Here is a 25,523-nt window from a genome sequence, read left to right as displayed (position 1 = left end):
CATGAGCGCACCCCGCAAGCACGCGAAATACGATCAGCTCATCGAGAGCTGCAGTGCGCTGCCGCCCATGACCACGGCCGTCGCGCATCCATGCGACGCCTCCTCGCTCTCGGCCGCGATCGATGCCACACGCCTCGGGCTCATCGCGCCGATCCTCGTCGGCCCGCAGGCGCGCATCCACGGCGCAGCGAAGGCGGCCGGCCTGGACCTGGGCGACATCGAAATCGTCGACAGCCCGCACAGCGTGGAATCGGCGGTGCTCGCCGTCGCGCTGGTGCGCGAGGGACGCGCCGAGGCGCTGATGAAGGGCAGCCTCCACACCGACGAACTGCTGGGCGCGGTGGTCAAGCGCGAAACCGGGCTGCGCACCGCGCGGCGCATCAGCCACTGCTTCGTCATGGACGTACCGGGGCACGAGGACACGCTGATCGTGACCGATGCGGCGGTGAACATCGCGCCGACGCTCGCCGAGAAAGTGGACATCGTGCAGAACGCCATCGATCTCGCCCATGCGCTCGGCGTCGTCGAGGTGCGGGTGGCGATCCTCTCGGCCATGGAGACCGTGAACCCTGGCGTGCCGTCGACATTGGAAGCGGCGGCGCTGTGCAAGATGGCCGACCGCCGCCAGATCACCGGCGCGATCCTCGACGGTCCGCTCGCGCTCGACAATGCGATCGACCTCGAAGCGGCCAAGCTCAAGAATCTCGACTCCCCGGTGGCCGGCCGCGCGAACGTGTTGGTCGTGCCCGACCTGGAGGCCGGCAACATGCTCGCCAAGAGCCTGACCTTCCTGGCCGGCGCCGACGCCGCCGGCATCGTGCTGGGCGCGCGCGTGCCGATCATCCTCACCAGCCGCGCCGACTCGGTCACCGCGCGCCTGGCCTCCTGCGCGGTGGCCGTCCGTGTCGCGCATGCGCGACGCCTGGACGCCGCGCAGGCGGTGCGCTGATGGCCGGCGCCATCGCCGTCATCAATGCGGGCTCCTCGAGCCTCAAGTTCTGCGTCTACTTCCATCGTGCGCACGGCCTGGCGCCTGCGCTGCGGGGGCAAATCGAGTCGATCCACACGCAGCCGCGTTTCAAGGCGCGCGATGCCGCGGGTGCGGAGCGCGGGACGAAGGCATGGCCCGAAGGCACGACGCTCGGGCACGAAGGGGCGCTGCACCACGTCGTCGATCTCGTGCGCGCCGAACTGCCGCACGAGCCTTTGCTCGCGGTGGGCCATCGCGTGGTGCACGGCGGAATGGAATTCGCCGCGCCCGTGCGCATCGACGCCGACGTGCTCGCGCGCCTGGAAGCCTTCATCCCGCTCGCACCACTGCACCAGCCACACAACCTGGCGGCCATTCGCTCACTGCTCGCGGCGCGACCCGAGCTGACGCAAGTCGCCTGCTTCGACACCGCCTTCCACCGCGCCATCCCCGAGATCGCGCAGATGTTCGCGCTGCCGCACGCGCTGCACGTCGAGGGCGTGCGCCGTTTCGGCTTCCACGGTTTGTCGTACGAATTCATCGCTTCGCGCTTGCCGCAGTTCGATCCGGTCGCCGCGGCGGGCCGTACCATCGTGCTGCACCTGGGCAACGGCGCGAGCATGTGCGCGATGCGCGCCGGGCGCAGCGTCGCGAGCACGATGGGCTTCACCGCGGTCGACGGCCTGCCGATGGGCACGCGCTGCGGTTCCATCGACCCGGGCGTGATCCTCTACCTCATGGACGAGCGCGGCCTGGACGCGCGCGCCATCGAGAAGATGATCTACAACCAGTCGGGGCTGCTCGGGGTGTCGGGCATTTCGAGCGACATGCGAACGCTGCTCGCCTCCGGCGAACCGGGCGCGAAGCGCGCGGTCGACCTGTACGTCTATCGCATCGGCCGCGAGCTGGGCTCGCTGGCCGCCGCGCTCGGAGGGCTCGATGCGATCGTCTTCACCGGCGGCATCGGCGAGAACGCGGCCGTGATCCGCGAGCGCGTTTGCCGCGACGCGCAATGGCTGGGCGTGGCGTTGGATCCCGAAGCCAATGAAGCCGGTGGTCCGTGCATTTCGGCCGCCGGTTCGCGAACGCGGGTGTGGACCGTGCCCACCGACGAAGAACTGATGATCGCGCAGCACACCCTTTCGGCCCTGGAAGCTTGAACAACGCCGCGCGGTACGACGCTATGCCGCCATGTCGAGGACGATGCGGCCCTCGATCTCTCCCTTGTGCATGCGGGCGAAGATATCGTTGATGTTCTCCAGCTTCTCGGCGGCGACGGTCGCGGCGACCTTGCCCTGCGCGGCGAACTCCAGCGACTCCTGCAGATCCAGCCGCGTGCCGACGATCGAGCCGCGCACCGTAATGCCGTTGAGCACCATGCCGAAGATGTCCAGCGGGAAGCTGCCCGGCGGCAGGCCCACCAGCGACACCGTGCCGCGACGCCGCATCATTCCCAATGCCTGCTCGAATGCTTTCGGCGACACCGCGGTGACCAGCGCGCCATGCGCGCCGCCGATTTCCTGCTTCAGGAACGCGGCCGGATCGGTGTTGCGCGCATTGACCGTGACAGTCGCGCCCAGGCGCCGCGCCAGTGCGAGTTTCTCGTCGTCGACGTCCACCGCGGCCACGTTCAGGCCCATCGCCTTCGCATACTGCACAGCCATGTGCCCCAGCCCGCCGATGCCGGAAATCACGACCCAATCGCCGGGCCGCGTATCGGTCATCTTCAAGCCTTTGTAGACAGTGACGCCGGCACACAACACCGGCGCGATCTCGACGAAACCGATCTCCTTCGGCAGATGCCCGACGTAGCCTGCGTTGGCGAGCGCGTACTGCGCGAAGCTGCCGTTGACCGAATAGCCGGTGTTCTGCTGCTGCTCGCACAGCGTCTCCCAGCCGCCGAGGCAGTGTTCGCAGTAACCGCAGGCCGAATGGAGCCACGGAATACCGACGCGGTCGCCTTCCCTGACGTGTGCGACGCCACCGCCGACCGCGACCACGGTGCCCACGCCCTCGTGGCCGGGGATGAAAGGCGGCTGCGGCTTCACCGGCCAATCGCCTTGCGCCGCGTGCAGATCGGTATGGCACACGCCGCAGGCCGCGATCTGCACCAGCACCTCGCCGGGCCCGGGCCGCGGCACGGGGACCTCATCAATCACCAGCGGCTGGCCGAACGCACGCACCACCGCGGCCTTCATGGTCCTGTCCATCGCGATCTCCACGGGAGGAAGGTGGGACCCAACGTTACGCCGGTCTTGCGGGGCGTGCATGGGCGCACATGGCGGACATCGGGACCGCCGACATGCTTAACTCTGCTGGCCGCGTTCTCGTCCACAACGCTTGAGAGGTGATCGTCATGCACCCACGCCGCGAATCTTTTCGAGTCGTCTTCGTTCTTGCCGCATTCGGTCTCCTGAGCCTTTTCAGCATGCTCGCCCGCCCGAGCCTCGCCAACATTCGGGCGGTGGACTTCGTGCATCTCATCGGCACGGGCATGTGTTTCGGCGGCGCCATCGTGGCATTTGCCTGGGCACGTTCGCAGTAGCGCAAGGCGCGGGAATGTTGGCTCCAGCTTCCGGGGTGGAGCGGCGGATCGTCCCGTGACCATCGGTCAACGAGTGTCGGCTTTCGACCCGAAGCAGACATTCCCCTCGACTTGTTTATGCTTGCACTAGGTCCTCTTTAGTCGGGTTCTTGGCAGTCCATGATGTGCATCCGCGTAAACCTCGTATCCGGCACCCATGAGCGTTTTCCGCCCGGGACGTCGGTGGCGGCTCTACTGTTTGTCGATGCCAAGGATTTGGACGTGGCCGAGGAAATCGCGGGCAGGACACTCGCCGAGCATGGCTGGGCCAGGATGGAGACCGAGCGCGTCAAGACGATCGCTGACTACTCGCAGTTCGATTACCGCGATGACGTCGTAGGCCAAGCATTCCGCGATGCAAAGGAGTCAGGCTTTGGTCACGTCATCTACCCAGAAACCGACGCCTGACGCTCCATGTCTGCTTCTGGCCCTTAGCGGACATCGAGCACCCGAGCGTCCGCTTTCGACCCAAAGCGGACATTCGGTCTGTGTTCGTTGCGGCGCGGTCGGACCTGTAATGTGTCAGCCAGTTGGGTCACTGACCCGCAGGCGATACTCCCGAATGGTCACAGCCGCTGACTTCCGAGATTCATACCTCAGTTCGTTTCTTGTCGGCTTCGACTGGGACAAATCGGAGCACTTCGCACAGCTCACGCTTCGGCAACACGGGCGCGTCGAACGCATCTATCGGGTCGAAGGGTTGACGTCTTGGTCTGCCTTTGAGGATTTCCGGGCGCAGCACATCGAGCAATGCACTCTCTTGACCGAGCCAGGGGACGTCTATCTGTGCCTCGATCCGTACCGCGAAGGTGAGCGATCACAACAGGACAACTACTGGTTCGTTGGCTCCCGCATATTTGACGACTCGGCAAGCGGCGCCGCCAGCTAGCCATTTGCGACTGTCCGCTTCTGGCCGATAGCGGACATCGAGCTTGGGTGTCCGCTTTCGACCCAAAGCGGACATTCAAATCGTCGAATAGCATGCGAAAACGTAATTCGGGCAGGGCGAGATGATCGAGCAGAAGAACCACGAGGAATACGTACTTGCAGCGCGCCGACGGGCCGCCGAGATTGCCGCTGGCATCCTCTCGGGCGATGTTGCGGTTCTCGAGGGTAGTCGTCTCCTCGACCTCATCCGATGGGAGCTGGAGGTAGACGAACGCGATCCAGACTTCGATGTCTTTACCGCGATAGCCTCCGAAACGGATGCGCTGCCGATTGGGCCTGTGCGGCAGCACTGGTCTCCCGAGGCGTTAGCAAAGCTGGAGTCGGAAATACAAAGTGCTATCGCATGGGCCGCACCGCTGGCTGCACCGGCTTGTCAAGCGATCGTGGAACGGTTCGGTATGCCCGCAACAACCTGATTGCTCGTGCAGGATTAATGTCCGCTTTTGGCCGATAGCGGACACTCGACCCTGACCGCTTACGACCCATGGCGAATATCCCTGTGGGTCCGATTTTTAATGCATTTTTGACAGGCATTAAGAATCGCCAACGGACCGGTGCACCCTGCTTGAAAAGACGCGTCGGCGCGCTATTTTGCGCGCCGGTGGGACCTACCACCATCCTCAGATCAACGCTTGAATTGGAGAGATGCGATGAACCAGATGGCTCGCTTTCCGCAGTGGGGCGGACAGGGAACCACAGACCCGGTCCGCCAAATCATCGACCGCCTTTTTGAAGGTAACTTTTTCCAAGCCGGCTCCAGGGACGAATCGTCAGTCGTGACCAGCCAATGGATTCCATTGGTGGACATCAAGGAAGAGCAGGACCGCTTCATCCTCTATGCCGATATTCCCGGCGTGGATCCCAAGAACATCGAAGTGCAGATGGATAAGGGATTGCTCACCATCAAGGGAGAGCGCACGAGCGAGATCGACGAAAGCGAGCGCTTCTCCCGCATCGAGCGCCGACACGGCAGCTTCCATCGCCGTTTTGCGCTCCCCGATAGCGCCGACCCTGAAGGGATTACGGCGACCGGTCACAACGGCGTGTTGCAGATCCTGATCCCGAAGCGCCCCGAGACCACCCCCCGCCGCATCCAGGTGGGATCGACCTTCAACAATTGAGCTAGTGGCGCCCCGCAAAAGTGGCGGGGCGCTTTCTTACTTCAAGGTGCGTGGGAGCTATGGACCGACTGACGGAGGAAGCGCTTTGCGATTTGCAGGCTCAGGTTCTTGTTCTCCGGATGGCACTACGGGCTTTGATTCGTACGCATCCCGATCCTGACGCCTGCCTGGCTGCATGGCGTACGACGGTTTCGGATATTGGGTCCGGTCCTGCCGTGTTGCCCGTGTACGCTCGTGGCAGCGAATACGTCACCGACAGGTGTCATGCGTTTGCCGAGGATTGGACAGCCGAGTTGGTCGAGCACGCGGTTGCAAACAGGGGCAACCAGGATTCGAAAACCGGAATTAAGCATCAGGCCGGCGGGGCGTGGCACGCCCCGAAGTAGCAAAACTCATCATTGCCGTCCCGGTGATTTCGTCGGCCTGACCGCTGTCCCCGACCCAGCGTGGCTGCCTGTGGCGGCGGGCGATTTCGATGGGGACGGCAAGGCCGATGTGTTGTGGCGCAGTCTTGGTAACGCCAACGGCCCTGGTACGGGCGAAAACACGATCTGGAAATCCGGCAACGGCGCCACGCAGCAGGCGGTGCACACAGTGGGCGACTACGAATGGCAAGTGATGCCAACGGAAGGAACCATAGGCATATTTTTCTAAGTCGACTGGATTGGCGAGCTTGGCGAATGGCCACAAACGCGAAATCCGTAACTGCCCACAGCGCGCGCGGCCTCACCCATCGTCAGGCGCTAATCCCCCGTCGGCGCCACGCCCGCCCGCTCGATCATCAACACCACGGTTCGGCCGCGCGCATGGGGGAAGTGCATCACGCCCCTGGGCACGGTGAAGGCCTGGCCGGGTTGCAGCGTGACCATGCGATCTTCCAGTTCGATGTCGAGTTGGCCTTCCATGACCAGGAAGAACTCGTCGGTGTCGTCGTGTTTGTGCCAGTGGAAATCGCCGTCCAACACGCCCAGGCGCACCCAGGCATCGTTGACGGCGCAGAGCGTGCGGTTCCACCAGGGCGACTGCGCGGCACCGATGGCGGTGATGTCGAAGTCGGTGCCGACGTCGTGGAGGATGGTGTCGGTGTCGATGTCGTAGGGGCGATTCATGATGGGATTCCTGCAAGGTGCGTCAGGTACAGGCGCAAGTCGAACTCGAGCTGGTGGTAGTCCGGTTCCATGTGCGTGCACAACTGGTAGAACGCCTTGTTGTGCTCGGCTTCCTTCAAATGCGCCAGCTCGTGCACGGCGATCATCTTCAGGAAGTCAGCAGGCGCATCGCGGAACACGGTGGCGATGCGAATCTCGCGACTGGCCTTGAGCCGATCCCCCTGCACCCGCGAGATCGCGGTGTGCGTGCCGAGCGCCTGCTTCATCACCTGCAGCTTGCTGTCGTAGAGCACTTTGCCCAGCGGCACCGCCCTGCGCAGATGCGCGTCCTTGAGGGCCTGGACGTAATCGTACAGTTGGCTGTCGCTGCGCACGGCGTGCGGCTGGGCGTACTTTTCCGCCAGCATCGGGCCGAGCCGACCCTGTGCGATCAACGCGCGCACCCGCTCGTGCACATGCGGCGGGTAGCCTGCGAGGTACTTCAGCGGTTCCATCGGAAGGCGACGACGGCGAGCGGCGGGGACGGCAAGTATCATGGTCCGAAAACCCCCGGCAAGACACTCCGACATGGCGAAGGGCAATCCCCTCCAGGAACAACTGCTCAAGGCCGGCCTGGTCAAGAAGTCCAAGCTGGCCGAGGTGGCGCGCGAACAGAACAAAGCCCGGCATGCCAAAGCGCCACCCGAGCCCAGCGAAATCCAGCGCGAAGCCGACCGCGCGCGGGCGCAAAAGGTCGAAGCAGACCGCGCCCTTGCCGCCGAACGCAAAGCACAGTCCCGCATCACTGAACTCCGCGCCCAGGCACGGCAGATCATCGAGGACAGGAAAGTGCCGCGCACCGGCGAGAGCGAATACCGCTTCACCGCCGACGGCGCCATCCGCACCCTGCTCGTCAACGACGACCTGCGCAAGAAACTGTCCACCGGCGCACTGGTGATCGCCCGCCTGGGCGACCGCTACGAACTCTTGCCGCGCGCGGCCGGCGACAAGGTCCGCGAACGCGACGCCAGCATGATCGTGCTCGATCACGGCGAGAAAGCAGGCGCCGAGCCCTCCGCCGAAAACTCCGACGATGATGCGTACTACGCGCAATTCCAGATCCCTGACGACCTGATTTGGTGACGCCGCTCTTGATCGTAGAAAACGATCGCCTCCCTGCAAAGCTTGCTTTGCAGCCAACAATGAAAGCTCGGGCGAAGGCCCCCTGATCGAAGCGACCCCGCAAGGTGATGCCCCAGCGTGGGGAGTTTCAAATTTTTTTCCCAAAAAAATTTGGAACTTCACACGTTCGGGCGGCGCGCCAATGATGGAGTGGCGCTCTTGGCTCGCGTGCCCGCCGACAAGTGGTCTGCCCGCAGTACTTCCGGCACGCTCCCCGCCCAAATATTCGGCTCAGCGTTACGGCACATTGACCATCGTCAGGACCAACATGCCGACCCTGGACCGTCGACAGTTCCTGAAACTCGCCACCGCCCTGGGCGCGACCGTGGCCTTCGGCTGCGCACCCGTGCGCCCCTCGACGAACGCCTGGCGCGAACGACGCGACCTGTTTCCCCAAGGCGTCGCCTCCGGCGACCCCGACGACAACAGCGTACTGCTGTGGACACGACGCCCCTATGCCGACCCCCGCGAACGCGCCACGCTGATCGTCGAACTCGCGGAAGACCCGGCATTCACCCGCGTCATCGCCACCACCTCGGCGCCCGTACTCGCCGCAGCCGACTGGACCTGTCGCGTCCTCGTCGGCAACCTGCCCCCGGCCGGCGAATACTGGTATCGCTTCATCGACGAAGAAGGCAACGGCAGCCGCATCGGCCGCACATTGACCGCGCCCGCGCCTGACGATGCGCGTCCGACGAAGTTCGCCTTCGTCAGTTGCCAGACCATCTGCGAAGGCGCGCAGAACGCCTATCGCAAGATGCTCTACGAAGACGAACGCGCGGCACCGGACGAACGCCTCGGCTTCGTACTGCACCTGGGCGACTTCATCTACGAAGTCGTGCAATACCCCGACCAGGTCAAGGATGGCAAACGCTACGACCGCATCATCAAATTCCCGGTCAAGTTCCAACACGGCAAGAAAGTCGCCAACAACCGCTTCACCGTGCCCGGCTCGCTGGACGACTATCACGCGCTCTACCACGCCTACCTGCTCGACCCCGACATCCAGGACGCGCGCGCCCGCTTTCCGTTCGTGGCGATGTGGGACAACCACGAATTCTCATGGCAAGGCTGGCAGTCGAATGCGGGACACGGCGCGGGCCCGGTGCCGGCGCAGACACTGAAGGTCGCGGCGAACCAGGCCTGGTTCGAATACCAGCCGGCGCGCGTCGTGCAGCCGGGCCGCTCGCTGGCCAGCTTCGATGCGCCGCACGTGGTCGACACGCCGGTGACCGATTTCGACGACGACGGCCTGGGGCATGAACCCAACAACCTCGCGGCGATCGACAGCCTGATCGCCTATCGCGCATTGCGCTGGGGCCGGCACATCGACCTGATCATCACCGACCAACGCAGCTTCCGTTCGCCCGATCCGTCGAATCGCGACGAGCTCGCGCCGCTGTTCGCGGACACGCCCTTCAGCTTCTTTCCCGAAGCGCTGGCGATGCACATCGACAGTGGCCGCGACTTCGCCGACGGCCACCCGCCGGCGAAGCTGGTGTTCGGCGAGAAGTCCATCGCCAACTTCCGCGCCAAAGAACCACCGCAGTCGATGCTCGGTGCGAAGCAGAAAGCCTGGTTCCTCGAACGCCTGCGCACTGCGCAAGGCACGTGGAAGATCTGGGGCAATTCGCTGGGCACGCCCGACTGGCGCCTCGATCCGCAACAGCTGCCGGCCGCGATGGGGAAATGGACCGACGGGTATGCCGTCCTGGCCAACGGCGACTGGGGCGGCATGTACCACGAGCGCGCGCAGATCTTCGATGCGGTGCGCGATGCCGGCATCACCGGCTTCGCCATCCTGTCGGGCGATCGCCACAGCTTCTGGGCGGGCCTGGCCGCCAAGGCCTTGCCGCCCGCGCAGTTCGAACCGGTGGGCGTCACCTTCGTCACCGGTTCGATCTCGGCGCCGGGCACGGCGGAAGCCAACGAGCACAACCTCAAGATGGACGATCCATTGCGCCCGCTGTTCGTCGCCAATCCCGGCGGCGGGCCGCCGCAGCCCACGGTGAACCTGCTGTTGCACCACGGCGTCCACTCGGCGCTGGAATACGCACGCAGTGGCGACCTGGGCAAAGCGCGCGCCGTGCGCAATCCGGAGATGGCGCCGCATCTGTCGTTCGTCGACATGGGCGGGCATGGTTACGCCACGGTCCGCGTCGACGGCACCACGATGGCGACCGACTTCGTCTGCATCCCGCGCCCCATCGCGCGCAGCCCCGGCGACGACGGCGGGCCGTTGCGCTATCGCGTTCGACACGAGGTGAACCTCTGGCGGGCGGGCGAACACCCGCAGATGCGGCAGACTGTGTTGGAAGGCGATGCGGGACTGGCGGTGTGACGCTGGATGTTGCGATGGGGAGATCGCGGTAAATGCCGAATCTGAAAGCGCTGTTGTTGTCAGCGACGTTGATCTGCCTGTCCACGCTTGCCGCTTGTGCGGCGACGCCCGCACGCCCGCTGGTCGACGTGCTGCCCGGCTGCTACAGAGCCAGCGACGAATCGCGCTACGACGCAAAGCAAGTGCAGCTGAAGGCCGATCACACGTATTACGCCGAACACCAGGGCGACATCACCCTGTGGGGTTCCGGCACGGGCGAATGGCGCGTTGAAGGCCACACGGTCCTGTTCTCGCCGGACCATGTGGACGGCGAGCCTCCGGTGCCCGAGCGCCTGATCGTCGAGCGCGGCTGGCATCGCGTCGCGTTGCGCATTCCCGACGGCGGCATCCTCTGGAAGGCCCCCTTGTCACCCATGTCCTGCGATGCGGCGAGCTGGGAGGGAACTGCGCTCAATCGAAAGGGCGCACCACCCCCGATCCCCGACGGCGAGTACACGTTCCATCATCGCTTCGCCGAACACCCGTCGATGCCCAGCGCCGACATGCGCGTACGATTCGGCGCCGGCCGCATCGTCGTGACCAACACGACGCCGGGCACGCCCTTCCCGATCGGTGTCGTCGCCGAAGGTCAGTTGCTGTGGAACGGTTACGTCGGCAAATGGATCATCGCCCGCACGCCGGCCGACCAGAAGGCGACCGAGGTGGGTGGATGTTCCGACGGGCCTGAAGTCGTCGACCTCGAGAAGCGGGTGTACTGGACATGCTGATCGCCCTCGCCAAGTCCTTGATGACCGTTGCGTTCGCAGTTCTTCTGACAAAACTCCTGCTCGACCAGAATTTCGTTTCAGCCGCAATCTTCGCCCTGATCTACGCCGCCGGATTCTGGTTCCGGTTCAAGGAGGTCTTCTGGAAGGCATCCTTTCTGTTTTGTTCGCTGATGGCGATCATGCTTTTGTTCCCCGTATTCGGTGGACTGGAACCGAACACCCCGGGTGCGATCGATACCGGAGAGTGGGCCAGCTTCGAAGTTGCACTCTTCGTTCTGTTCGTCGCCTGCTCGCTGATGGCCTTCGTCGCGGGTTTGACCGTGGCCGCAGCGAACAGGCGTCGGCGATACGGAGATCGAAAACATGCTTGAGCGCACTTTGGTCGGGCTATTGATGTTCGCTCTGGTCGGGCCCGCAGTCGGTGGACTCGCGATCGGGCTTAAAGCATTCCTGACGGACCCTGTACGGGACTGGGCACTCCTGCTCCTGTTTCCGTTCGCCGCTTATTTCGTCGGCCTGATCCCGGCGGCAGTGACGGGTGCGATTGCAGGAGCGCTACATCCCTCGCGCGCGCAAGCGATAGGCCACTTCGTCGCTGTGTGCGTGCTGGGCTCGGTGATCTCCGCGGTGACCGTCTATGTCTTGGGTCAAGGGGACGAGAAAGTGTTCGCGTTGTGTGGGTTCGTTGCGTCGTTGGTTTGCGAACCGCTGCGGAGGCGGTTTCATGCCACGCAATTCGCAAAGGCGCGTAGCGGAGCGGACGTCGGTCGATCGTAATCGCGCGCGCTACTCGCGGAGGCGCTTGATGGCGCTCAGCGCGAGGTAGCTCCCCGCGAACAGGCTGATTGCGACCAAGGCCAGCGCCAGATTGCCGGAGACAAACGATTGGCTTCGGTATCGAAAGACCCAAGTGCCCGATCGGATGGATTCGAGCAACGAGCTGCCACCGAGGAGCAGCATGACAACGCCAGCCAGCAATGCGGAGGCTTGGCCGTGCGCTTGTTTGTTGACGTCGGTCATCCTGGCCCTTTCCCCCAATCGATCAGGCTTGCCGAATTGTGCCTTGGAACCCGAGTGCGCACTACCATGATGGCCAGGGCCAGAGGACTCGAACGTCGCAATGAACATTGTCATCACCGTGATCGCGATCGTCATCGCGGTCGCTGCCCTGGTCGGCCAACGCGCAATGCAGCGCGACGCGCTGCGGAATTCCTTCCAGGCGCAGACATTCGACACGCCCGAAGGCAAGGTCGACGGCCGCAGCCTGCAGGTGGTGAAAATCGCGTCGCTCGCCGCGACGACACCCAACAGCGTCGAAGGCTTCGATACCCAGACGCGCGATGAGTTCTGGTACTGCGTTGGCCCGGGCCCCAGTTACTTCCTCGCCATCCCGACGATCGGCGTGCGCTACGGTTCGGTGGCGTTCGTGCGCTGGGTCGTGCGCCCGCTGTCGGAGGAGCGCATGCGCGGCGCCTTGCGTGGCGATCGGCGCGCCACCAAACTCGCGTTCGGAGAGGCAATCGACGCGTGACGTCGTGCGTGCATCAGACGCCCGGCTGCGGCGCTCGGCGCGAGTCCGGGCGGCACCAACATGCATCGAGGAACGCGCGAAGAATATGGCGCTGAATGAAGACCAGGTTCTTCCTTAGTCGTTGGCCGCCCTGCGAAGACTCACCGGCGCCGCGCTTCCCTGCCGGCCAACGTTGCCGCCCTGCTGCAGACGAAACGCAGCAACGGTATCCACCAGTTCCGAGGCCTGCTGTTCCAGGCTACGCGCGGCAGCCGAGGCTTCCTCCACCAGCGCTGCGTTCTGCTGCGTGCCTTCGTCCATTTGCGTGATGGCTTGGTTGACCTGCTCGATGCCGGCGCTCTGTTCCTGCGAGGCGGCGGAGATGTCGGCGATGAAGTCGGTCATGCGCTGCACGCTGGTCACGATTTCCTGCATCGTCTGGCCGGCGCGGTCGACCAGCGCCGAGCCCTCGCCCACCTGCCCCACCGATTCGGCGATGAGCTGCTTGATCTCCTTGGCCGCGCCGGCCGAGCGCTGCGCCAACGAGCGCACTTCGGAGGCGACGACCGCGAATCCGCGGCCCTGTTCGCCGGCACGCGCCGCTTCGACCGCGGCGTTCAACGCCAGGATGTTGGTCTGGAAGGCGATGCCGTCGATCACGCCGATGATGTCGGCGACCTTGCTGGAGGAGGCGCGGATCGCGCTCATCGTCGTGACCACCTGGCCGACCACCTGCCCGCCCTGCTGGGCGATCTGCGTGGCGCCCAGCGCGAGCTGGTTGGCCTGGCGTGCGTTGTCCGCGTTCTGCCGCACGGTGGAGGTGAGTTCTTCCATCGAGGAGGCGGTTTCCTCGAGCGAGGCGGCCTGCTGTTCGGTGCGTCGCGACAGGTCGTCGTTGCCGGCGGCGATCTCCATCGCCGCGGTGTTGATCGCATCGCTGCCCGAACGAATCCGGCCGACGATGTCGGTCAGCTGCGTGGCCGTGCGGTTCGCGTCGCCTGCCAACTGGCCGAAGCGACCGGGCAAGGTGGCATCGATGCGGCGCGTGAGGTCGCCTTCGGCCATCGCCGCGAGGACGGCGCCCACTTCCGCCAGGCCGTCTTCGGCGGTGGCCATCAGTGCATTGAGGCTGTCGACCAACTCGCGATAGAAGAAGGCGAAGCGTGCGGCATCGCCGCGCTGGGTGAAGTCGCCGGCCGTCGCGGCGTCGACCAGATGCTTGATCTCCGCGTTGACCGCCTGCATGCCGGCCTTGACCGCATCCACTGCGGCAGCGGCTTCGCCCTTCTTGCCGGGCATGCGGTCCACGTCACGCGACAGGTCGCCGCGTCCGTACGCAGCCACCACGTCGAGAATGTGCGCGGTGGCGTCGATGTGCGAAGCCACCAGCGTATTGGTCTGTTCGGCCATGCGTGCATAGGCGCCGGGAAAACGATCCACCGCGATGCGATGGTCGATTGCGCCCAGTTCGTGCTGGTCGAACATCGCTTCCTGCGCGGCGGCGTAGCTTCGCAGTACGTCCACCATGTCGCGCATGGCGCCGGCGAGGCGGCCGGTTTCGCTGCGGTCCGCCGCGGGAATGCGCCCTTCCAGCTCGCCGCGCGCGACCGATTGCGCGACGCCCACCACCTGCGCCAGCGGCCCGACGATGGAGCGCGTGATCAGCGCCGCGAGCACGACCGCCAATCCGAGCGCGATCACCAGCATCACGCCGATGGCCCAGAGATTGAAGCGATATTCGGCTTCCTGCGCCGCGACGGCCTTGTTGAGCAGCACGAGGTTGTAGTCGAGCAACGCCGCGACGGCATCGGCGGTGGCCTGGCGCAGGTCGCCTGCCGCCTTGACGGCGGTCATGTCGCCCGTCTTCAGGCCTTCGACCAGCTTGCGGCTGTTTTCGAAGTAGCGCGCCCCCTTTGCGCGGACGTCTTCGTACAGCTTGCGCTCGTTCGCGTCGGCGATCTTCGCCTCGTGCGCGGAGGCCAGTGCTTCGAACTGCTTCACGCCGGCCTTGAGCTCGTCGGTGTATTCGGCCGCCTTCGCGGCGTCTTCGTAACTGGCGACGAGACCGCGTTCGCTGACGCGATACTCGGCGAGCATGGTCGCGAGCTGGCCGAGGTTGCGGATCGATGGCACCGATTCCTGCGTCACCGTGCGCACCATCCGCTGGGCCGCCCCCATGCGCTGCGCCGCGAACGCGCCCATCACGAGGATCAGGATCGCGAGGGCGCCGAAGCCGAACGCCAGTCGCTTGCCGATATTGAGATTCTGCAACATGTCGTCTTCCGAAAAGTGGCGTTAGTAGGTGAGCTGCAGGCGTGCGCCGACCACCAGCGGGTCGTCGTGCACACCGCGGCGCGCGGCATCGACGCGAAGCACGTTCGCCATCAGCCGCACGTGCGCATTGAGGGACACGCTGGTTGCGAACCCGACGCTTTCGGCATGGCCGCCCGCGACGGCGCCGTCATCCAGATCGATGGCGCTCCAGCGCAGCGCCACTTCCCACGCGGGGCCGTCGTCGGCCGCAGGTGCGTTCGTCACGCCGCGTTTGTAGGTGCGTGCATTCCCGGTCGGCGACCAGGTGAACAACACGCTGCTGGCATTGCCATGGAAATCGGCGAAGCCATCGCGGTGCGCGACGAGCTGCGCCGCCTCGCCCTGCAGCGACCACGCGCCGCGCACCCACAGGCCTTCCACGGCGCCACGATCGATGCGATCCACGTCGCGCAGCGAGCCGGTCGATGCGGCCTTCAGCGTGGTGAGGAAGGTGCCGGGCGTGGCGCTGAAGGACCCCTTCTCGCTGCGCGGCGAATCGCTGGCCACGCTGAAACCGACATGCGCCGCGCCGGTGTCGTCCTTGTGCAGCAACCAGGTGCCGCGGGCGCTCGCGCCCGGCGCGTCGTTGGTGCCATCAAGGCGCTGGCCGAACACGGCGACGTTGAGCGTGCCGTGCGTGCCGAAGCGCGCGTACTCGGCACCGATGCGGCGGCTGATCGCGAAGGCGCCGACGAAGGACGGTTCGAGGAACGCCGCTTGCTTGTCGCTGATCGCGTCTTCCAGCGTGAAGGGCTGCTTGTACTGCCCGATGCGATACGCATCGCCCTCGCGTGGCGTGAGCTCCAGGTAGGCGTCGGCCGGCGTGCGATCGGCGAAGTCGTGCTCGGCGACGAACTGCCAGCGCTTGCCCGGATCCTTGATGCGGAAGCCGAGCCGCGCGCGGCGGAAGCCGTCCTCGTTTTCCGTCGTGGCGTGGTCGGAGTCCACCCGCGCGAAGTCGTACTGCACGTTCGCGGTGGGGGAAAGATCGAAGGGCAGCGAGGCCGCGGCAGCGGCGGTCGGTGCGCACGCGCAGGCGACGAGGCATGCGGTGCGAAGCGAAGTGGAAGGCATTCGGAAGTCCGGGGGAGGAAGGGAGCCTTCGGCCCACTGCGTTTGCAATGGGCCGCGAGGGCTACATCGACCGGGCGCCGCGTTTCTTGAACTCCGCTGAAGGCAGATCGGTGAATGGTTCAGCCTGCCATTTCGCCTTATAGTCGCGCGGGGACTCGGGGGAGCAAGGGAATGTCGAAGGATTGCCGCCAGGCGAGCCGCCGGAAGGTGCGCGCGCTGTTGTTCGGAATCGTGCTGTTCGCGGCCTGGGTGCCGGCGCAGCTTTTCGCGGCGGAGACGACGCCGCTGGTCACGACGTACGCTGGCGGTGGCGACAACCCCGGCAGCGGCATCGATGCGCGCCAGGCCAAGCTCGACGGGGTCGTCGACCTGGCGTTCGGCGGCGGCTCGCTCTACATCGTGGAGACGCAGGTCACGCAGCAGCGCGTGGTGCGCGTGGATGCCAACGGCATGCTCTGGACCTTCGCCACCCGTGCCCAGATCGGGGACGAATTGTTCTTTGCGGTTGCGGCGGCCGCCGATGGCACGGTTTATCTGTCCAGCAATTCGCGGGTGTGGCGCGTTCCCCCCGGCGGTGTCCCGGAGGTCTTCGCCGGCAACGGCGACTACACGCCGATCGTCGAGGGCCCTGCGCTCGCGACGCCGTTCGCCGGCGTGACCGCCCTGGCGGTCGATGCACGGGGCGCGGTGTACGCGGCGACGGGTAACCGGATCTACCGGATCGATCCCGATCGCACCGTGCGCCGCATCGCGGGGACCGGAAGCCCGACGACCACGGGCGATGGTGGCTACGCCCTGCAGGCGGGGATGCAGGTCAGGGCACTGGCCGTCGACCCACGCGGCTACGTGTTCTTCGTCGACCAACAGACGGTACGGCGCATCACGCCCGGCGGTGGCATCGACCACGTCACCGGCACGCGCTACGACAACGATCCGCTCGCCGGCGACTTCCGGGTGGACACGCCGCGCGGCGTCGCCATCGACGCGTCCGGGAATCTCGTCGTCGCCGGTCTGTTCAGCGCATATCTGGTCGACCCGCGCGGCGTGCTGAAGAATTTCGCGAACAGCTACACCGCCGACGGCTTCCCCGGAGACCCCGGCGAAAACGTGCCTGCCCTGTACGCGAACTACGGGAGCATCGCGCGCATCGCAACCGACCCGGCGGGCAATACCTATGTCCTCGACGACGGCAACGTGCGCGTGCGCAAGATCACGCCCGTGAGCGCGCCCGGCGCCTTTCCGCCGAGCGCGAGGGCGTTCGCCCCCGCGCGGCAGATGCGCCCGTCCAACCTGCCGATGGACGCGGCGATCGCCGACGTCAATGGCGACGGCCGCAACGACGTGCTCATTGTTTCCGGGTGGAGCGGGAACCAACCGGTCCCGCCGCTCGATTTCTGCGTGCTCGTGTACCTGCAGCAGTCGAACCGGAACTTCGCCACGCCCACGTGTTCCCGTTATCCCCCCTCGTCGAACGGCAGCGGCAGCAGCATCGCCACGACGGACCTCAACAAGGACGGCAAGCAGGACGCCGTCGTCGGCACGCATCGCGGACTGATGGTCTTCCTCGGCAACGCCAACGGCCTCGCCGCCGGCGTGGAAGTCGTCGGACCGGCGGGCCAGGGCCTGCATGTGCAACTGGCGGCGATGGATTTCGACCGGGATGGCCGCACGGACATCGTCGCGCGCACCGCGCCGGTCGTATCGGCCGACGATGCCGGCGGGTTGGTCGTGTATTACGGCAACGGCACCGGCGGGATCGCGCGCCAACGGGTGTTGTACGCCACCGGGGTGACGTTGCCGTTCGTGGTGGTCGACGCCGATCGGGACGGCCTGCCCGACATCGCTCGCCTCTATCGCCATTTCGATGCCGTCGCCGGCACGATGGAGCAAGGCGTCGAGATCGATTACAGCAACGGCAGCGACGGCTTCCGGTCGCAGCCGCGCTTCCCCGCATCGGACGCTCCGCAGAAACTGGCCGCGGGGGATTTCGACGGCGATGGCCGCATCGACTTCGCGACGGTCGGCGTGTCGTCGTACACAGCGTTCCTGATGCGCGACGCCAGTGGTGGATACGTCGAACTCCCTCCCGTCGCCGCCCCGCGTGCTCCGCAGTACGACCGGGTTTACGCCAGCGACTTCGATGGCGACGGCGACGACGACGTGTTGCTGTCGACGGACCTGGTCGAGAGCGCGAGCTTCGCCTACCGCGCACAGGACGCAGGCGTGCTCGCCGCACCCGCGCATTACGCCGTGCCCTACGATGCATCGTCGCGGTATCCCGTCATGGCGATCGGCGATGTGGACGGAGACGGTTGCAACGACATCGTGACCGCGGGCGCACAGGCAGGATGGGCGCTGTACCGCGGCATCCGCTGTGGGCCGCGCACGCTGACCGGAACGACGCCGCACTTCGGCGCGCGCGGCGCCGACTCGCCCCTGCCGCCGCACGCCAGGTCCCCTGCCCTGCAGGCGCAGCAGGCCTCGCCCGCGGACAACGCGGTGTGGCGCGCGACGCAATCCTTCCTGAAGGTGGCGCAGCGGCAGTTCCAGCTTTCCGTTGTTACGTTGCGCTTGGCTTGGCGCGCCTTTGTTTCGTGGTTTTGAGGCGTGCCATTGGAGCGCTCGACATGATGCAGCCCCTGCATGCGGCATGCTTGCGGCATGGACGCCAAGCCCTTCGCGCCCGCCTGCGAGCGCAATCGTGATCCAATCCTCGGGGTGCTGCGCACGCAGTTCGCCGATCGCCGCAACGTGCTCGAGGTGGGTAGCGGCACCGGGCAGCACGCGGTGTATTTCGCCGCCGCGATGCCGTGGTTGTCCTGGCAATGCGCCGATCTGCCGGCACAACTGCCCGGCATCCGGCAGTGGCTGGACGAAGCCGGCCTGCCCAACACGCCGCCGCCGCTCGCGCTCGACGTGTGCGGGCCATGGCCGACCGGCCCGTACGACGCGGTGTTCAGCGCCAACATCCTGCACATCGTCGGCTGGGCGGGCGTCGAAGCCTTCTTCGCTGGTGTCGGGCGCGTGCTCGCCGCGGGCGGCACGCTCGTCGTGTACGGGCCTTTCAACGCGGGCGGCACCTACACGAGTGAGAGCAACCGCGAGTTCGATGGCTGGCTGAAAGCGCGCGATCCCCGCTCCGGCATCCGCGATCTCGAAGCGGTGCAGGCGCTCGCCGCGCAGGCGGGCCTGCACGCTGTCGATGACGTGGCCATGCCGGCGAACAACCGCTGCCTTGTGTGGCAAGCTCGCCGGCCGTTGTGATCGCGAGTCTGCTCATGGCGTTGTTCGCCATTCTGCATTTCGCCGCGAGTGGCGCGATGTTCTAGTGGAACCGGGGCTTGCGGTAGTCTGCAAACCGGGGATGGCGTGTTGTCGCCTCCGCTTGAATGCGGGACGTCGGGTTCGCCCTACCCCGCCGGCATCAACCAAGCCAACGCCGACGCTTCATCCTCGAAACTCCGCACGCGCATGTTGCGCACCACGCCCGCGAGTTCGGCGGCGCGCGCGTGCTCCGGCGGCAATCCGATCAGCGCGACGTCGGCTTCCTTCAGGGTCGCGGCGGTGATGGCCTTCGACAGGTAGTCCTGCCGGCCGGCGCTGTCGCCCGCGTCGCCGAAGGTCGCACGGGTGTAATCGGCCAGGATGCGGCGGACGCCGCTCTCGCCGACCATCGTGGCGACAGCATCGAGTGCGGCCATGCGCGCGGCGTAATCCACCACGCCGGTGTAGCGCAGTTCGATCCAGCCCTCGCGCATCGTGACGATATGGGTCACGGCCCTGCCCCTTCTGCGTGTCCCCACACGCGTCGGGCGATCATGCCTCCTGGCGGGTGGGTGCGGTAGTCCCCGTCGGCTTGGCAAACTGTGGCGATAGTCCAAAGCGAAGGCCATCGTTGGCCTTGGCCTGAAACCCCGGAAGCAGGATCGGCCTTGTTCAAAAACATTCTCTTCATCTGCACGCAAAACCGCCTTCGCAGCCCGACGGCCGAGCAGGTCTTTTCCGACTGGCCCGGCATCGAGACGCAGTCGGCCGGCCTTGGAAACGAGGCCGGCAATCCCGTCACCCCGGAGCTGCTTGCGTGGTCGGACATGATCTTCGTCATGGAGAAGACCCACCGCATCAAGCTCTCCACGAAGTTCCGCCCGCACCTGGGCGGAAAGCGCGTCATCTGCCTGGATATCCCGGACGAGTACGACTACATGGATCCCGAGCTGGTCCAGGTGCTTCGGCAGAAGGTGACGCGGTTTTTGCCATCGAACCAGGGATAGGCTCCCTTGTTCGCCGCACTTGCCTTGCATAAGCTCGAAAGCTGACGGGGAGATGCCATGCAGATTTTGCTGACGTGGGCCCGCTGCACAAGACCTACGGTGAAACCGCGTGGCTCGTTTACGCATGCAATGACGCTCGTTCCGTCGTCATCGTTTCGGACGAAGGCAGTCCGGCCTTTCCTTTCGTTTTCATGTTGTACGTAAAGCCCGGGGAAGACGTGCAGGTGCACGGTGAGGGGACCGGCAAGGAGTCGGCCACCCGGGCCGCATACGACGAGATCAAAGCGTCGACGCAATCGGACGTTGCCGGACTCGTGGAGCAAGCACAGTCCGTTCAAGCCAAGAGTCAATCGGAATGAGCTCCACTCTGCTCCCCTTGCTCACGCTGATGGCTTTCGTACTTTCAGCCAACGCCGCCGAACAGCGCATCGGTTCTTCAGGCTACGGACCGGCGCGCATCGGCATGACGCGCGCAAGCTTGCAGGAGGCGATGGGCGCCAGGCTGGTCGATCAAATCCCTGGCGCCGAAAGCGATGGATGCACCTACGTGCTTCCCGAAGGGACTTCGCAGGGCGTCGCATACATGATCATCGATGGCCGCCTTGCACGAATCGATGTCGACACCCAGACGGTCGCAACCATTTCCGGCGCGCATGTCGGCACCACGGAGTCCGAACTGCGCGCCCTGTATCCGGGTATCGAGACATCGCCGCATTTCTACAACGGGCCCGACTGGCACTACATGGTGCTGACGTCCCCCGACGGCCGCCTCGCTATCCGCTTTGAGACCGACGGCGCGCGTGTCGTACGCTGGTATGCAGGCAAGCGCGAGGCGATCGAGTACGTCGATGGTTGCGCCTAGGGGCACTTATGAAATCTCGGATTCCTGCGCTTGGTGCAGTCGCGTTGGCGCTGGGAATGCTCTATTTCCCGGCCCGGTTCGCGCTCGCGTTCGAACTGCGTCGGAGACCATGACGAATGTCCGCTTCCGGCCGAACGCTGCCATAAGTCACCGGGTGACCACGCGCCCCGTTTGCGTTCCATCTGCCGGAACGCTAAAAGGTCGGCAGCTTAGCCGCACGCCACCACCAATCCATCCCAGGTCGTTTCGTACCGAATGAGAGTTGCAATCCTTCTTGTCCTTTCCGCCGCGTTGCTTGGATGTACGGTCCAGTTCAACACGGGCACGGGCGAACAGACACAACCGCGAAGCGGCACAAAATCGGAGCAGGCTGCCGTTCGCGCTGCTGCGTCGGCGGTCCTTGCGCACGTCGATGCAGAAGAATGGAACAGCGTCTGGGACGCTGGTGGAACATCACTCAAGAAGTCGGCCACATTCTCAGGATTCACCATGGGGGTCCGTACATCCCGGGCCATGTTCGGTGTGCCGAAATCCCGAACCATCAAGGGCTATGCGTTCCCGCAGTCCCTCGAAGGCGCTCCGCCTGGGCAATATGGCGTCGTGTTCTATGGAACCGATTTTTCGAGGGTAGCGGGCGTCGAAGAGCAGGTCGTGCTCACCTTCGAGCGCGGCGAGTGGCGTCTGGCCGGCTACTGGGCTTTGAAGAACCAGAAGTTGCTCTAGGCATGAAATACCACGATGGTTCGGAAGTACGCCTCGGTGACATCGTTACCGTCCCGACACCGCGAGGGGACGAGCGAGCCAGAGTCGTCATGCTCGGTGACACGCAGGAACACCTCGATATCGACCCTGAGTTTGTTCAGTGGGTCGTCAGGGACAACATACTGGCTGCCACATCGGTTTTCGTGGAATGGATAGATTCCAATCCGTTCGCGCATTCCGATCCAAAGTACGCGCCAGTGGGCAACCACATGTCTACTGTCGTCGACGAGCACGTTCGGCTTGAGTCTCCAAGGAACGGTCCAGCGCGCTGACCAACATCCCACCGCGACCTATATCCACGTGTCGCCGCCGCCCTCGCGTCTGCGCTTGACGGCCATCGCGGCGCTAACCAGCACATACCAACACGCTGAGAAGATCGCGAGATTCAGGGCATACGTCAAAACCAAGAAAGCCAGGGGCGAATCGGAATGGGTGCCGTCCGGCCACGCCAGGGACGACAGTGCCGCGCCAGGAAGTGACATCGCCTCCCCTGCCGCCGAAGCCCACTGCGTGGGTGGCAGGAGGGAGACGCCGACGATCGTCGCGATCCCGAGTACGAGACAGACCAAGAGTCTTTTCATTGGATAGGATGGGATTGGCTGCGCGCAGTGAGCCCAGAGGTTACTTAAACTCGGAACCAGTCCGGCGATTGGATCACACACAGATGGGGACAATCTCGAATCTGATGGCGCGATTCTCCAGGCGGTCAGAACCTGGGCTTCCTCCGATCGCAGTCAATGCTTCCGCGTTCACCGTCGGCCCGACCTCTGTCGCCTGGCAAACCGTTTCAGAAATCTGGGCTTACAAGATCGATCTCCTCACCACGGACGAGGCGTTCCTGGAGTTCTCGTTCAACGGCCAAACCATTTCGGTCAGTGAGGAGCAGCCCGGATTCGACCTGCTGGAGTCGGAGATGATCGCCGCGTTTCCGGCAACAGCAGACTGGCGTCAACATGTGCTGCTACCTGTGTTCGAGTCCTGCCGCACGCTGCTGTACACGAACGTTTCCGGTCTCCAAGCTGAGTGCCCATGATCAAACTCCTCTGATGCGGACGACCTGTATTTCTACGATCGCCGAGGCAGGTTCACTGGCGCCCTTCGAGGGCATTAGGTTCGCTGCAAAGCGCCCGCTCCAATCCATTGCGGTTGTCGGAATTTCTCGGCATTCTCTGCCGATGAAAATGCATCAATGGTTCATTTGCATCGGCTTGGCTTTGGCCGCAACGCCCGCATTCGCAGCGCCTTCCGAATGCGGCCTGCCGGAAATCACGGGCGCGCGCGAACTGAATCGATTCCTGAGCCTTCGTGCGGTTGAAGTCGTCAAGCGAGCGGCAAACCCGGACGACGGGCTCGCGGCGATGGTCGCCCCATCCGCAATATTCAATCTTGGCGCAGGCGACGTGGGCCGTCCCTTGGGAACGGGAGTCGACGGCGCCCGCGCGCTTGCGCGAGAGATGAAGGCAGACACGTATCGCTTTCTCGGATGGGACTACATGGACATGCCGGCAGGTGCCTGCTCGAAGCGCAAGGTCGAAGTCGAGTTCATCGATGGCAAGGGCAAACAGCTGTCCCGCCTGGAGTTCACGTTCGAAGCGGGTCGCGTGGTGAGCGCCATTGGCTGGGTGCGCTCGTTCGAAACGGGTCGTTTGTAGGTCTCAAGTTCGCAAAGCAACAACCAGCATTGGAGCGGACGCGTACCGCTTATGGCCGTTTGCGAATGCAGTCGCTTGTGCCCCCAGCAGGCGATGGATGCCGCGCCTCAGAAAGTGGATCGTTCCTGTTTGACGTCCCTTCGCCCCATTGGTCGTGGCCGTCTTTCTCAGACAGGAGAGCGGCCATGCAACAACAAGCCAACCCCACCGGGGCCGACAACACCATTCGCCCGTTTCGTTACCAGGCCTCGGATACCGAACTGGCCGACATGAAGCGTCGCATCAATGCGACACGGTGGCCGGAGAACGAAACCGTCGCCGACACCTCGCAGGGCGTGCCGCTCGCACCGCTGCAGGAGCTGGCGCGCTATTGGGCAAACAGCTACGACTGGCGTAAGTGCGAAGCCAAGCTCAACGCGCTGCCTCAGTTCATGACGCAGATCGATGGGCTCGATATCCATTTCATCCACGTGCGCTCGAAGCACAAGGGTGCCCTGCCCGTCATCATTTCGCATGGCTGGCCCGGCTCGATCCTCGAACAGATCAAGCTCATCGGGCCGCTCACCGATCCCACGGCCTTCGGCGGTAACGCGGAAGACGCGTTCGACGTCGTGATTCCTTCGATCCCCGGTTACGGCTTTTCGGGCAAACCGTCCGCGATCGGCTGGGACCATGCCCGCATGGCGCGTGCGTGGATCGCGTTGATGCGGCGCCTGGGGTACACGCGCTTCGTGGCGCAGGGCGGCGACGTCGGCGGGCAGATCACCGACGCCATGGCGGTGGAGGCGCCCAAGGAACTCGTGGGCATCCACACCAACTTCCTGTTCGCGCTTCCGGAGAACGTGTCGAACACGATCCAGGCCGGCGCACCGCCGCCATCGGATATCACCGACCAGGAACGCGGCGCGCTCGCCAAGCTGCAAGGCTTCTTCGTCAAGAACGCCGCCTACGCGATCGAAATGGCCACGCGCCCGCAGACGCTGTATGGAAACGCGGATTCGCCCGTCTCCCTCGCGGCCTGGCTGATCGACCATGGCGACGGCGACGACCAACCGGCGGCCACGGTGCTCGCCGCGATGCGCACGCCGACCGAAGGACAGCCGGCCGAACGCCTGACGCGCGATGACGTGCTCGACAACATCACCCTCTACTGGCTGACGAACACCGGCGTTTCCTCTGCGCGCAGTTACTGGGAGAACAAACCCCCGTATTTCGGCCCGAAGAAATTCACGATTCCGACCGGCTTCACCGTCTTTCCCGGCGAGATCTACCAACCCTCGCGGCGCTGGGCGGAGGGCGGCTATCCGAACCTGACTTATTTCAATGAAGCGAAAAAGGGCGGGCACTTCGCAGCATGGGAGGAACCGTTGGTTTTCGCGTCGGAGATGCGGGCGGCGTTCAAGACCTTGCATTAGCCGTGCCGACCGACGCCCGCCCGCCGATGCAACAGGGCCAGGCCTGCTGCAAGTAGCTTCCCCGCCCGCCTGGCGCGCAGAAGCGGCCGGAGTACACTCCCGCGAAAAACCGGGGGCCGGGGCATGGACAAGGAACGCGTCGACGAGCGCCTTGGAAAGGCGGTCAACCAGTATTTGAACCACTACGTGTTGGTCATCGACACGAAGGCGGCCGCGATCGCCGCGGCGTCGCTGGTGATCGTCGGCTTCGTCACCTCCCCTGCTGCAAGCCACCTGGGCGCCCCTTGGCATCTGGTCGGCGGTGCGCTGTCCGTCGTGGCAGCCATCGTCGCGGGGAGCGTGCTTTATCCCCGGACGCCGCGCTTCAGCAACGGCCATCTGTTCTGGTTCGATATCCGCAACTTCGCCTCACCGACGGAGTACTGGAAATCGGTCGCCGCTTTGGACGACGACGCCGTCGGCCTCGAATACGCGCGGCAGAACTTCAACCTGAGCGGTGTGCTCGTGGAGAAGACGCGGCGGGTGCAAATGGCGCTGTGGTTGCTCTCGTTTTCCTGCGTCGTGCTTGCCATCGCCTATCTGGCGAAGTGACGCGGTTCCGCTCCCCCCGCTGAACCGCATAGCCCAAGGGCCAATGGAATCCCCCCAAGGCAGGTGCTGAGA

Annotated in this window: 30 protein-coding genes and 1 pseudogene; 24 read left to right on the top strand and 7 right to left on the bottom strand. The window is 64.9% G+C overall.

Annotated elements, in window-relative coordinates:
* Window position 1: 1 nt before the first annotated feature.
* Entirely contained in the window at window positions 2-949 is a 948-nt protein-coding gene (locus AB4059_RS00440) for a phosphate acetyltransferase (RefSeq protein ID WP_498975563.1), read from the top strand.
* Window positions 949-2,130: an acetate/propionate family kinase gene (locus tag AB4059_RS00435; RefSeq protein ID WP_498975561.1), complete on the top strand. Its 1,182-nt coding sequence runs from the start codon at window positions 949-951 to the stop codon at window positions 2,128-2,130. The genes AB4059_RS00440 and AB4059_RS00435 overlap by 1 nt, the downstream gene beginning before the upstream one ends.
* 21 nt (window positions 2,131-2,151) lie before the next feature.
* Here AB4059_RS00435 and adhP read toward each other — a convergent pair whose 3' ends face one another.
* Window positions 2,152-3,180, bottom strand: a complete 1,029-nt coding sequence (gene adhP / locus AB4059_RS00430; protein ID WP_498975559.1) for an alcohol dehydrogenase AdhP — start codon at window positions 3,178-3,180, stop codon at window positions 2,152-2,154.
* A gap of 137 nt (window positions 3,181-3,317) precedes the next feature.
* On the opposite strand from adhP, the gene AB4059_RS00425 reads away from it, so the two are divergent.
* The 6 genes from AB4059_RS00425 (at window position 3,318) to AB4059_RS00400 (ending at window position 6,277) form a co-directional block, all read left to right on the top strand.
* Window positions 3,318-3,515: a hypothetical protein gene (locus AB4059_RS00425; RefSeq protein WP_498975557.1), complete on the top strand. Its 198-nt coding sequence runs from the start codon at window positions 3,318-3,320 to the stop codon at window positions 3,513-3,515.
* Window positions 3,516-3,674: 159 nt separating this feature from the next.
* Window positions 3,675-3,962, top strand: a complete 288-nt coding sequence (locus AB4059_RS00420) for a hypothetical protein (protein ID WP_498975555.1) — start codon at window positions 3,675-3,677, stop codon at window positions 3,960-3,962.
* Window positions 3,963-4,116: 154 nt separating this feature from the next.
* Complete coding sequence (locus AB4059_RS00415; protein WP_498975553.1) at window positions 4,117-4,443, top strand: hypothetical protein; 327 nt, start codon at window positions 4,117-4,119, stop codon at window positions 4,441-4,443.
* A 121-nt stretch (window positions 4,444-4,564) separates the two neighbouring features.
* On the top strand, window positions 4,565-4,918 hold the full coding sequence (locus tag AB4059_RS00410; RefSeq protein WP_498975551.1) for a hypothetical protein: 354 nt from the start codon (window positions 4,565-4,567) through the stop codon (window positions 4,916-4,918).
* A 234-nt stretch (window positions 4,919-5,152) separates the two neighbouring features.
* Entirely contained in the window at window positions 5,153-5,623 is a 471-nt protein-coding gene (locus AB4059_RS00405; RefSeq protein ID WP_498975549.1) for an Hsp20/alpha crystallin family protein, read from the top strand.
* Between the two features lie 264 nt (window positions 5,624-5,887).
* Window positions 5,888-6,277 (top strand): FG-GAP repeat protein, encoded by a 390-nt coding sequence (locus tag AB4059_RS00400; protein WP_498975547.1) that lies wholly within the window; start codon window positions 5,888-5,890, stop codon window positions 6,275-6,277.
* Window positions 6,278-6,366: 89 nt separating this feature from the next.
* On the opposite strand, the gene AB4059_RS00395 is transcribed toward AB4059_RS00400, so the two are convergent.
* Window positions 6,367-6,732, bottom strand: coding sequence for a cupin domain-containing protein (locus AB4059_RS00395; protein WP_498975545.1), 366 nt, complete (start codon window positions 6,730-6,732; stop codon window positions 6,367-6,369).
* Window positions 6,729-7,226, bottom strand: a complete 498-nt coding sequence (locus AB4059_RS00390; protein ID WP_498977784.1) for a YgjP-like metallopeptidase domain-containing protein — start codon at window positions 7,224-7,226, stop codon at window positions 6,729-6,731. Before AB4059_RS00390 ends, AB4059_RS00395 begins: the two co-directional genes overlap by 4 nt.
* Before the next feature lie 73 nt (window positions 7,227-7,299).
* Here AB4059_RS00390 and AB4059_RS00385 point away from each other — a divergent pair, with 73 nt between their 5' ends.
* The 5 genes from AB4059_RS00385 (at window position 7,300) to AB4059_RS00365 (ending at window position 11,778) form a co-directional block, all read left to right on the top strand.
* Window positions 7,300-7,854 carry a DUF2058 domain-containing protein gene (locus tag AB4059_RS00385; RefSeq protein WP_498975543.1) on the top strand — a complete coding sequence of 185 codons (555 nt, stop codon included), beginning with the start codon at window positions 7,300-7,302 and terminating at the stop codon, window positions 7,852-7,854.
* Window positions 7,855-8,161: 307 nt separating this feature from the next.
* A complete protein-coding gene (locus AB4059_RS00380) occupies window positions 8,162-10,234 on the top strand; it encodes an alkaline phosphatase D family protein (protein ID WP_498975541.1) in 2,073 nt (690 codons plus the stop codon).
* Window positions 10,235-10,266: 32 nt separating this feature from the next.
* Window positions 10,267-11,001 carry a hypothetical protein gene (locus AB4059_RS00375; protein ID WP_498975539.1) on the top strand — a complete coding sequence of 245 codons (735 nt, stop codon included), beginning with the start codon at window positions 10,267-10,269 and terminating at the stop codon, window positions 10,999-11,001.
* Complete coding sequence (locus tag AB4059_RS00370; protein WP_498975537.1) at window positions 10,995-11,372, top strand: hypothetical protein; 378 nt, start codon at window positions 10,995-10,997, stop codon at window positions 11,370-11,372. The genes AB4059_RS00375 and AB4059_RS00370 overlap by 7 nt, the downstream gene beginning before the upstream one ends.
* A complete protein-coding gene (locus AB4059_RS00365; protein ID WP_498975535.1) occupies window positions 11,365-11,778 on the top strand; it encodes a hypothetical protein in 414 nt (137 codons plus the stop codon). The genes AB4059_RS00370 and AB4059_RS00365 overlap by 8 nt, the downstream gene beginning before the upstream one ends.
* Before the next feature lie 9 nt (window positions 11,779-11,787).
* Here the strand turns inward: AB4059_RS00365 and AB4059_RS00360 are convergent, their stop codons facing one another.
* Window positions 11,788-12,021 carry a hypothetical protein gene (locus tag AB4059_RS00360; RefSeq protein WP_498975533.1) on the bottom strand — a complete coding sequence of 78 codons (234 nt, stop codon included), beginning with the start codon at window positions 12,019-12,021 and terminating at the stop codon, window positions 11,788-11,790.
* Window positions 12,022-12,121: 100 nt separating this feature from the next.
* Here AB4059_RS00360 and AB4059_RS00355 point away from each other — a divergent pair, with 100 nt between their 5' ends.
* Window positions 12,122-12,532 (top strand): hypothetical protein, encoded by a 411-nt coding sequence (locus AB4059_RS00355; RefSeq protein WP_498975531.1) that lies wholly within the window; start codon window positions 12,122-12,124, stop codon window positions 12,530-12,532.
* 186 nt (window positions 12,533-12,718) lie between these two features.
* On the opposite strand, the pseudogene AB4059_RS00350 reads toward AB4059_RS00355, so the two are convergent.
* Both AB4059_RS00350 and AB4059_RS00345 read right to left on the bottom strand, forming a co-directional pair.
* A pseudogene (locus AB4059_RS00350) lies at window positions 12,719-14,785 on the bottom strand (methyl-accepting chemotaxis protein); the annotation flags it as partial.
* A 21-nt stretch (window positions 14,786-14,806) separates the two neighbouring features.
* Window positions 14,807-15,898: an OprO/OprP family phosphate-selective porin gene (locus tag AB4059_RS00345; protein ID WP_498975529.1), complete on the bottom strand. Its 1,092-nt coding sequence runs from the start codon at window positions 15,896-15,898 to the stop codon at window positions 14,807-14,809.
* A gap of 171 nt (window positions 15,899-16,069) precedes the next feature.
* Between AB4059_RS00345 and AB4059_RS00340 the strand changes: the two genes are divergently transcribed.
* Window positions 16,070-18,502: an FG-GAP-like repeat-containing protein gene (locus AB4059_RS00340; protein ID WP_498975527.1), complete on the top strand. Its 2,433-nt coding sequence runs from the start codon at window positions 16,070-16,072 to the stop codon at window positions 18,500-18,502.
* Window positions 18,503-18,559: 57 nt separating this feature from the next.
* Window positions 18,560-19,162 carry a DUF938 domain-containing protein gene (locus AB4059_RS00335; RefSeq protein WP_498975525.1) on the top strand — a complete coding sequence of 201 codons (603 nt, stop codon included), beginning with the start codon at window positions 18,560-18,562 and terminating at the stop codon, window positions 19,160-19,162.
* A 146-nt stretch (window positions 19,163-19,308) separates the two neighbouring features.
* On the opposite strand, the gene AB4059_RS00330 is transcribed toward AB4059_RS00335, so the two are convergent.
* Window positions 19,309-19,674: a hypothetical protein gene (locus AB4059_RS00330; protein WP_498975523.1), complete on the bottom strand. Its 366-nt coding sequence runs from the start codon at window positions 19,672-19,674 to the stop codon at window positions 19,309-19,311.
* 156 nt (window positions 19,675-19,830) lie between these two features.
* Here AB4059_RS00330 and AB4059_RS00325 point away from each other — a divergent pair, with 156 nt between their 5' ends.
* From AB4059_RS00325 to AB4059_RS00290, 8 genes are all read left to right on the top strand, one after another.
* Window positions 19,831-20,169: a low molecular weight protein tyrosine phosphatase family protein gene (locus tag AB4059_RS00325; RefSeq protein WP_498975522.1), complete on the top strand. Its 339-nt coding sequence runs from the start codon at window positions 19,831-19,833 to the stop codon at window positions 20,167-20,169.
* A 74-nt stretch (window positions 20,170-20,243) separates the two neighbouring features.
* The gene (locus AB4059_RS00320) at window positions 20,244-20,528 is read left to right on the top strand and encodes a hypothetical protein (RefSeq protein WP_498975520.1); all 285 of its coding nucleotides are present in this window, start codon (window positions 20,244-20,246) and stop codon (window positions 20,526-20,528) included.
* A complete protein-coding gene (locus AB4059_RS00315; RefSeq protein WP_498975518.1) occupies window positions 20,525-21,031 on the top strand; it encodes a hypothetical protein in 507 nt (168 codons plus the stop codon). The genes AB4059_RS00320 and AB4059_RS00315 overlap by 4 nt, the downstream gene beginning before the upstream one ends.
* 255 nt (window positions 21,032-21,286) lie before the next feature.
* A complete protein-coding gene (locus tag AB4059_RS00310; RefSeq protein ID WP_498975516.1) occupies window positions 21,287-21,754 on the top strand; it encodes a DUF4019 domain-containing protein in 468 nt (155 codons plus the stop codon).
* Window positions 21,755-22,478: 724 nt separating this feature from the next.
* Window positions 22,479-22,826 carry a hypothetical protein gene (locus tag AB4059_RS00305; RefSeq protein ID WP_498975513.1) on the top strand — a complete coding sequence of 116 codons (348 nt, stop codon included), beginning with the start codon at window positions 22,479-22,481 and terminating at the stop codon, window positions 22,824-22,826.
* Between the two features lie 142 nt (window positions 22,827-22,968).
* Window positions 22,969-23,445, top strand: a complete 477-nt coding sequence (locus AB4059_RS00300) for a hypothetical protein (protein ID WP_498975511.1) — start codon at window positions 22,969-22,971, stop codon at window positions 23,443-23,445.
* A gap of 185 nt (window positions 23,446-23,630) precedes the next feature.
* A complete protein-coding gene (locus tag AB4059_RS00295; RefSeq protein ID WP_498975509.1) occupies window positions 23,631-24,860 on the top strand; it encodes an epoxide hydrolase family protein in 1,230 nt (409 codons plus the stop codon).
* A gap of 123 nt (window positions 24,861-24,983) precedes the next feature.
* Complete coding sequence (locus tag AB4059_RS00290; protein WP_498975507.1) at window positions 24,984-25,451, top strand: Pycsar system effector family protein; 468 nt, start codon at window positions 24,984-24,986, stop codon at window positions 25,449-25,451.
* The last annotated feature ends 72 nt before the right edge of the window (window positions 25,452-25,523 follow it).

The organism is Lysobacter sp. 2RAF19 (genome assembly GCF_052115395.1).
Classification (GTDB): Bacteria; Pseudomonadota; Gammaproteobacteria; order Xanthomonadales; family Xanthomonadaceae; genus Noviluteimonas.
This window is presented reverse-complemented; position numbering and strand designations above follow the sequence as displayed.

Coding starts and splice junctions, on each gene's coding strand:
- AB4059_RS00440 (WP_498975563.1), top strand. CDS start 2: ATGAGCGCACCCCGCAAGCACGCGAAATACGATCAGCTCATCGAGAGC.
- AB4059_RS00420 (WP_498975555.1), top strand. CDS start 3,675: ATGATGTGCATCCGCGTAAACCTCGTATCCGGCACCCATGAGCGTTTT.
- AB4059_RS00300 (WP_498975511.1), top strand. CDS start 22,969: ATGAAAATGCATCAATGGTTCATTTGCATCGGCTTGGCTTTGGCCGCA.
- AB4059_RS00290 (WP_498975507.1), top strand. CDS start 24,984: ATGGACAAGGAACGCGTCGACGAGCGCCTTGGAAAGGCGGTCAACCAG.
- AB4059_RS00335 (WP_498975525.1), top strand. CDS start 18,560: ATGGACGCCAAGCCCTTCGCGCCCGCCTGCGAGCGCAATCGTGATCCA.
- AB4059_RS00305 (WP_498975513.1), top strand. CDS start 22,479: ATGGCGCGATTCTCCAGGCGGTCAGAACCTGGGCTTCCTCCGATCGCA.
- AB4059_RS00345 (WP_498975529.1), bottom strand. CDS start 15,898: ATGCCTTCCACTTCGCTTCGCACCGCATGCCTCGTCGCCTGCGCGTGC.
- AB4059_RS00355 (WP_498975531.1), top strand. CDS start 12,122: ATGAACATTGTCATCACCGTGATCGCGATCGTCATCGCGGTCGCTGCC.
- AB4059_RS00360 (WP_498975533.1), bottom strand. CDS start 12,021: ATGACCGACGTCAACAAACAAGCGCACGGCCAAGCCTCCGCATTGCTG.
- AB4059_RS00310 (WP_498975516.1), top strand. CDS start 21,287: ATGAGAGTTGCAATCCTTCTTGTCCTTTCCGCCGCGTTGCTTGGATGT.
- AB4059_RS00415 (WP_498975553.1), top strand. CDS start 4,117: ATGGTCACAGCCGCTGACTTCCGAGATTCATACCTCAGTTCGTTTCTT.
- AB4059_RS00390 (WP_498977784.1), bottom strand. CDS start 7,226: ATGGAACCGCTGAAGTACCTCGCAGGCTACCCGCCGCATGTGCACGAG.
- AB4059_RS00380 (WP_498975541.1), top strand. CDS start 8,162: ATGCCGACCCTGGACCGTCGACAGTTCCTGAAACTCGCCACCGCCCTG.
- AB4059_RS00315 (WP_498975518.1), top strand. CDS start 20,525: ATGAGCTCCACTCTGCTCCCCTTGCTCACGCTGATGGCTTTCGTACTT.
- AB4059_RS00385 (WP_498975543.1), top strand. CDS start 7,300: ATGGCGAAGGGCAATCCCCTCCAGGAACAACTGCTCAAGGCCGGCCTG.
- AB4059_RS00405 (WP_498975549.1), top strand. CDS start 5,153: ATGAACCAGATGGCTCGCTTTCCGCAGTGGGGCGGACAGGGAACCACA.
- AB4059_RS00365 (WP_498975535.1), top strand. CDS start 11,365: ATGCTTGAGCGCACTTTGGTCGGGCTATTGATGTTCGCTCTGGTCGGG.
- AB4059_RS00375 (WP_498975539.1), top strand. CDS start 10,267: ATGCCGAATCTGAAAGCGCTGTTGTTGTCAGCGACGTTGATCTGCCTG.
- AB4059_RS00340 (WP_498975527.1), top strand. CDS start 16,070: ATGTCGAAGGATTGCCGCCAGGCGAGCCGCCGGAAGGTGCGCGCGCTG.
- AB4059_RS00370 (WP_498975537.1), top strand. CDS start 10,995: ATGCTGATCGCCCTCGCCAAGTCCTTGATGACCGTTGCGTTCGCAGTT.
- AB4059_RS00400 (WP_498975547.1), top strand. CDS start 5,888: ATGCGTTTGCCGAGGATTGGACAGCCGAGTTGGTCGAGCACGCGGTTG.
- AB4059_RS00295 (WP_498975509.1), top strand. CDS start 23,631: ATGCAACAACAAGCCAACCCCACCGGGGCCGACAACACCATTCGCCCG.
- AB4059_RS00395 (WP_498975545.1), bottom strand. CDS start 6,732: ATGAATCGCCCCTACGACATCGACACCGACACCATCCTCCACGACGTC.
- AB4059_RS00410 (WP_498975551.1), top strand. CDS start 4,565: ATGATCGAGCAGAAGAACCACGAGGAATACGTACTTGCAGCGCGCCGA.
- adhP (WP_498975559.1), bottom strand. CDS start 3,180: ATGGACAGGACCATGAAGGCCGCGGTGGTGCGTGCGTTCGGCCAGCCG.
- AB4059_RS00435 (WP_498975561.1), top strand. CDS start 949: ATGGCCGGCGCCATCGCCGTCATCAATGCGGGCTCCTCGAGCCTCAAG.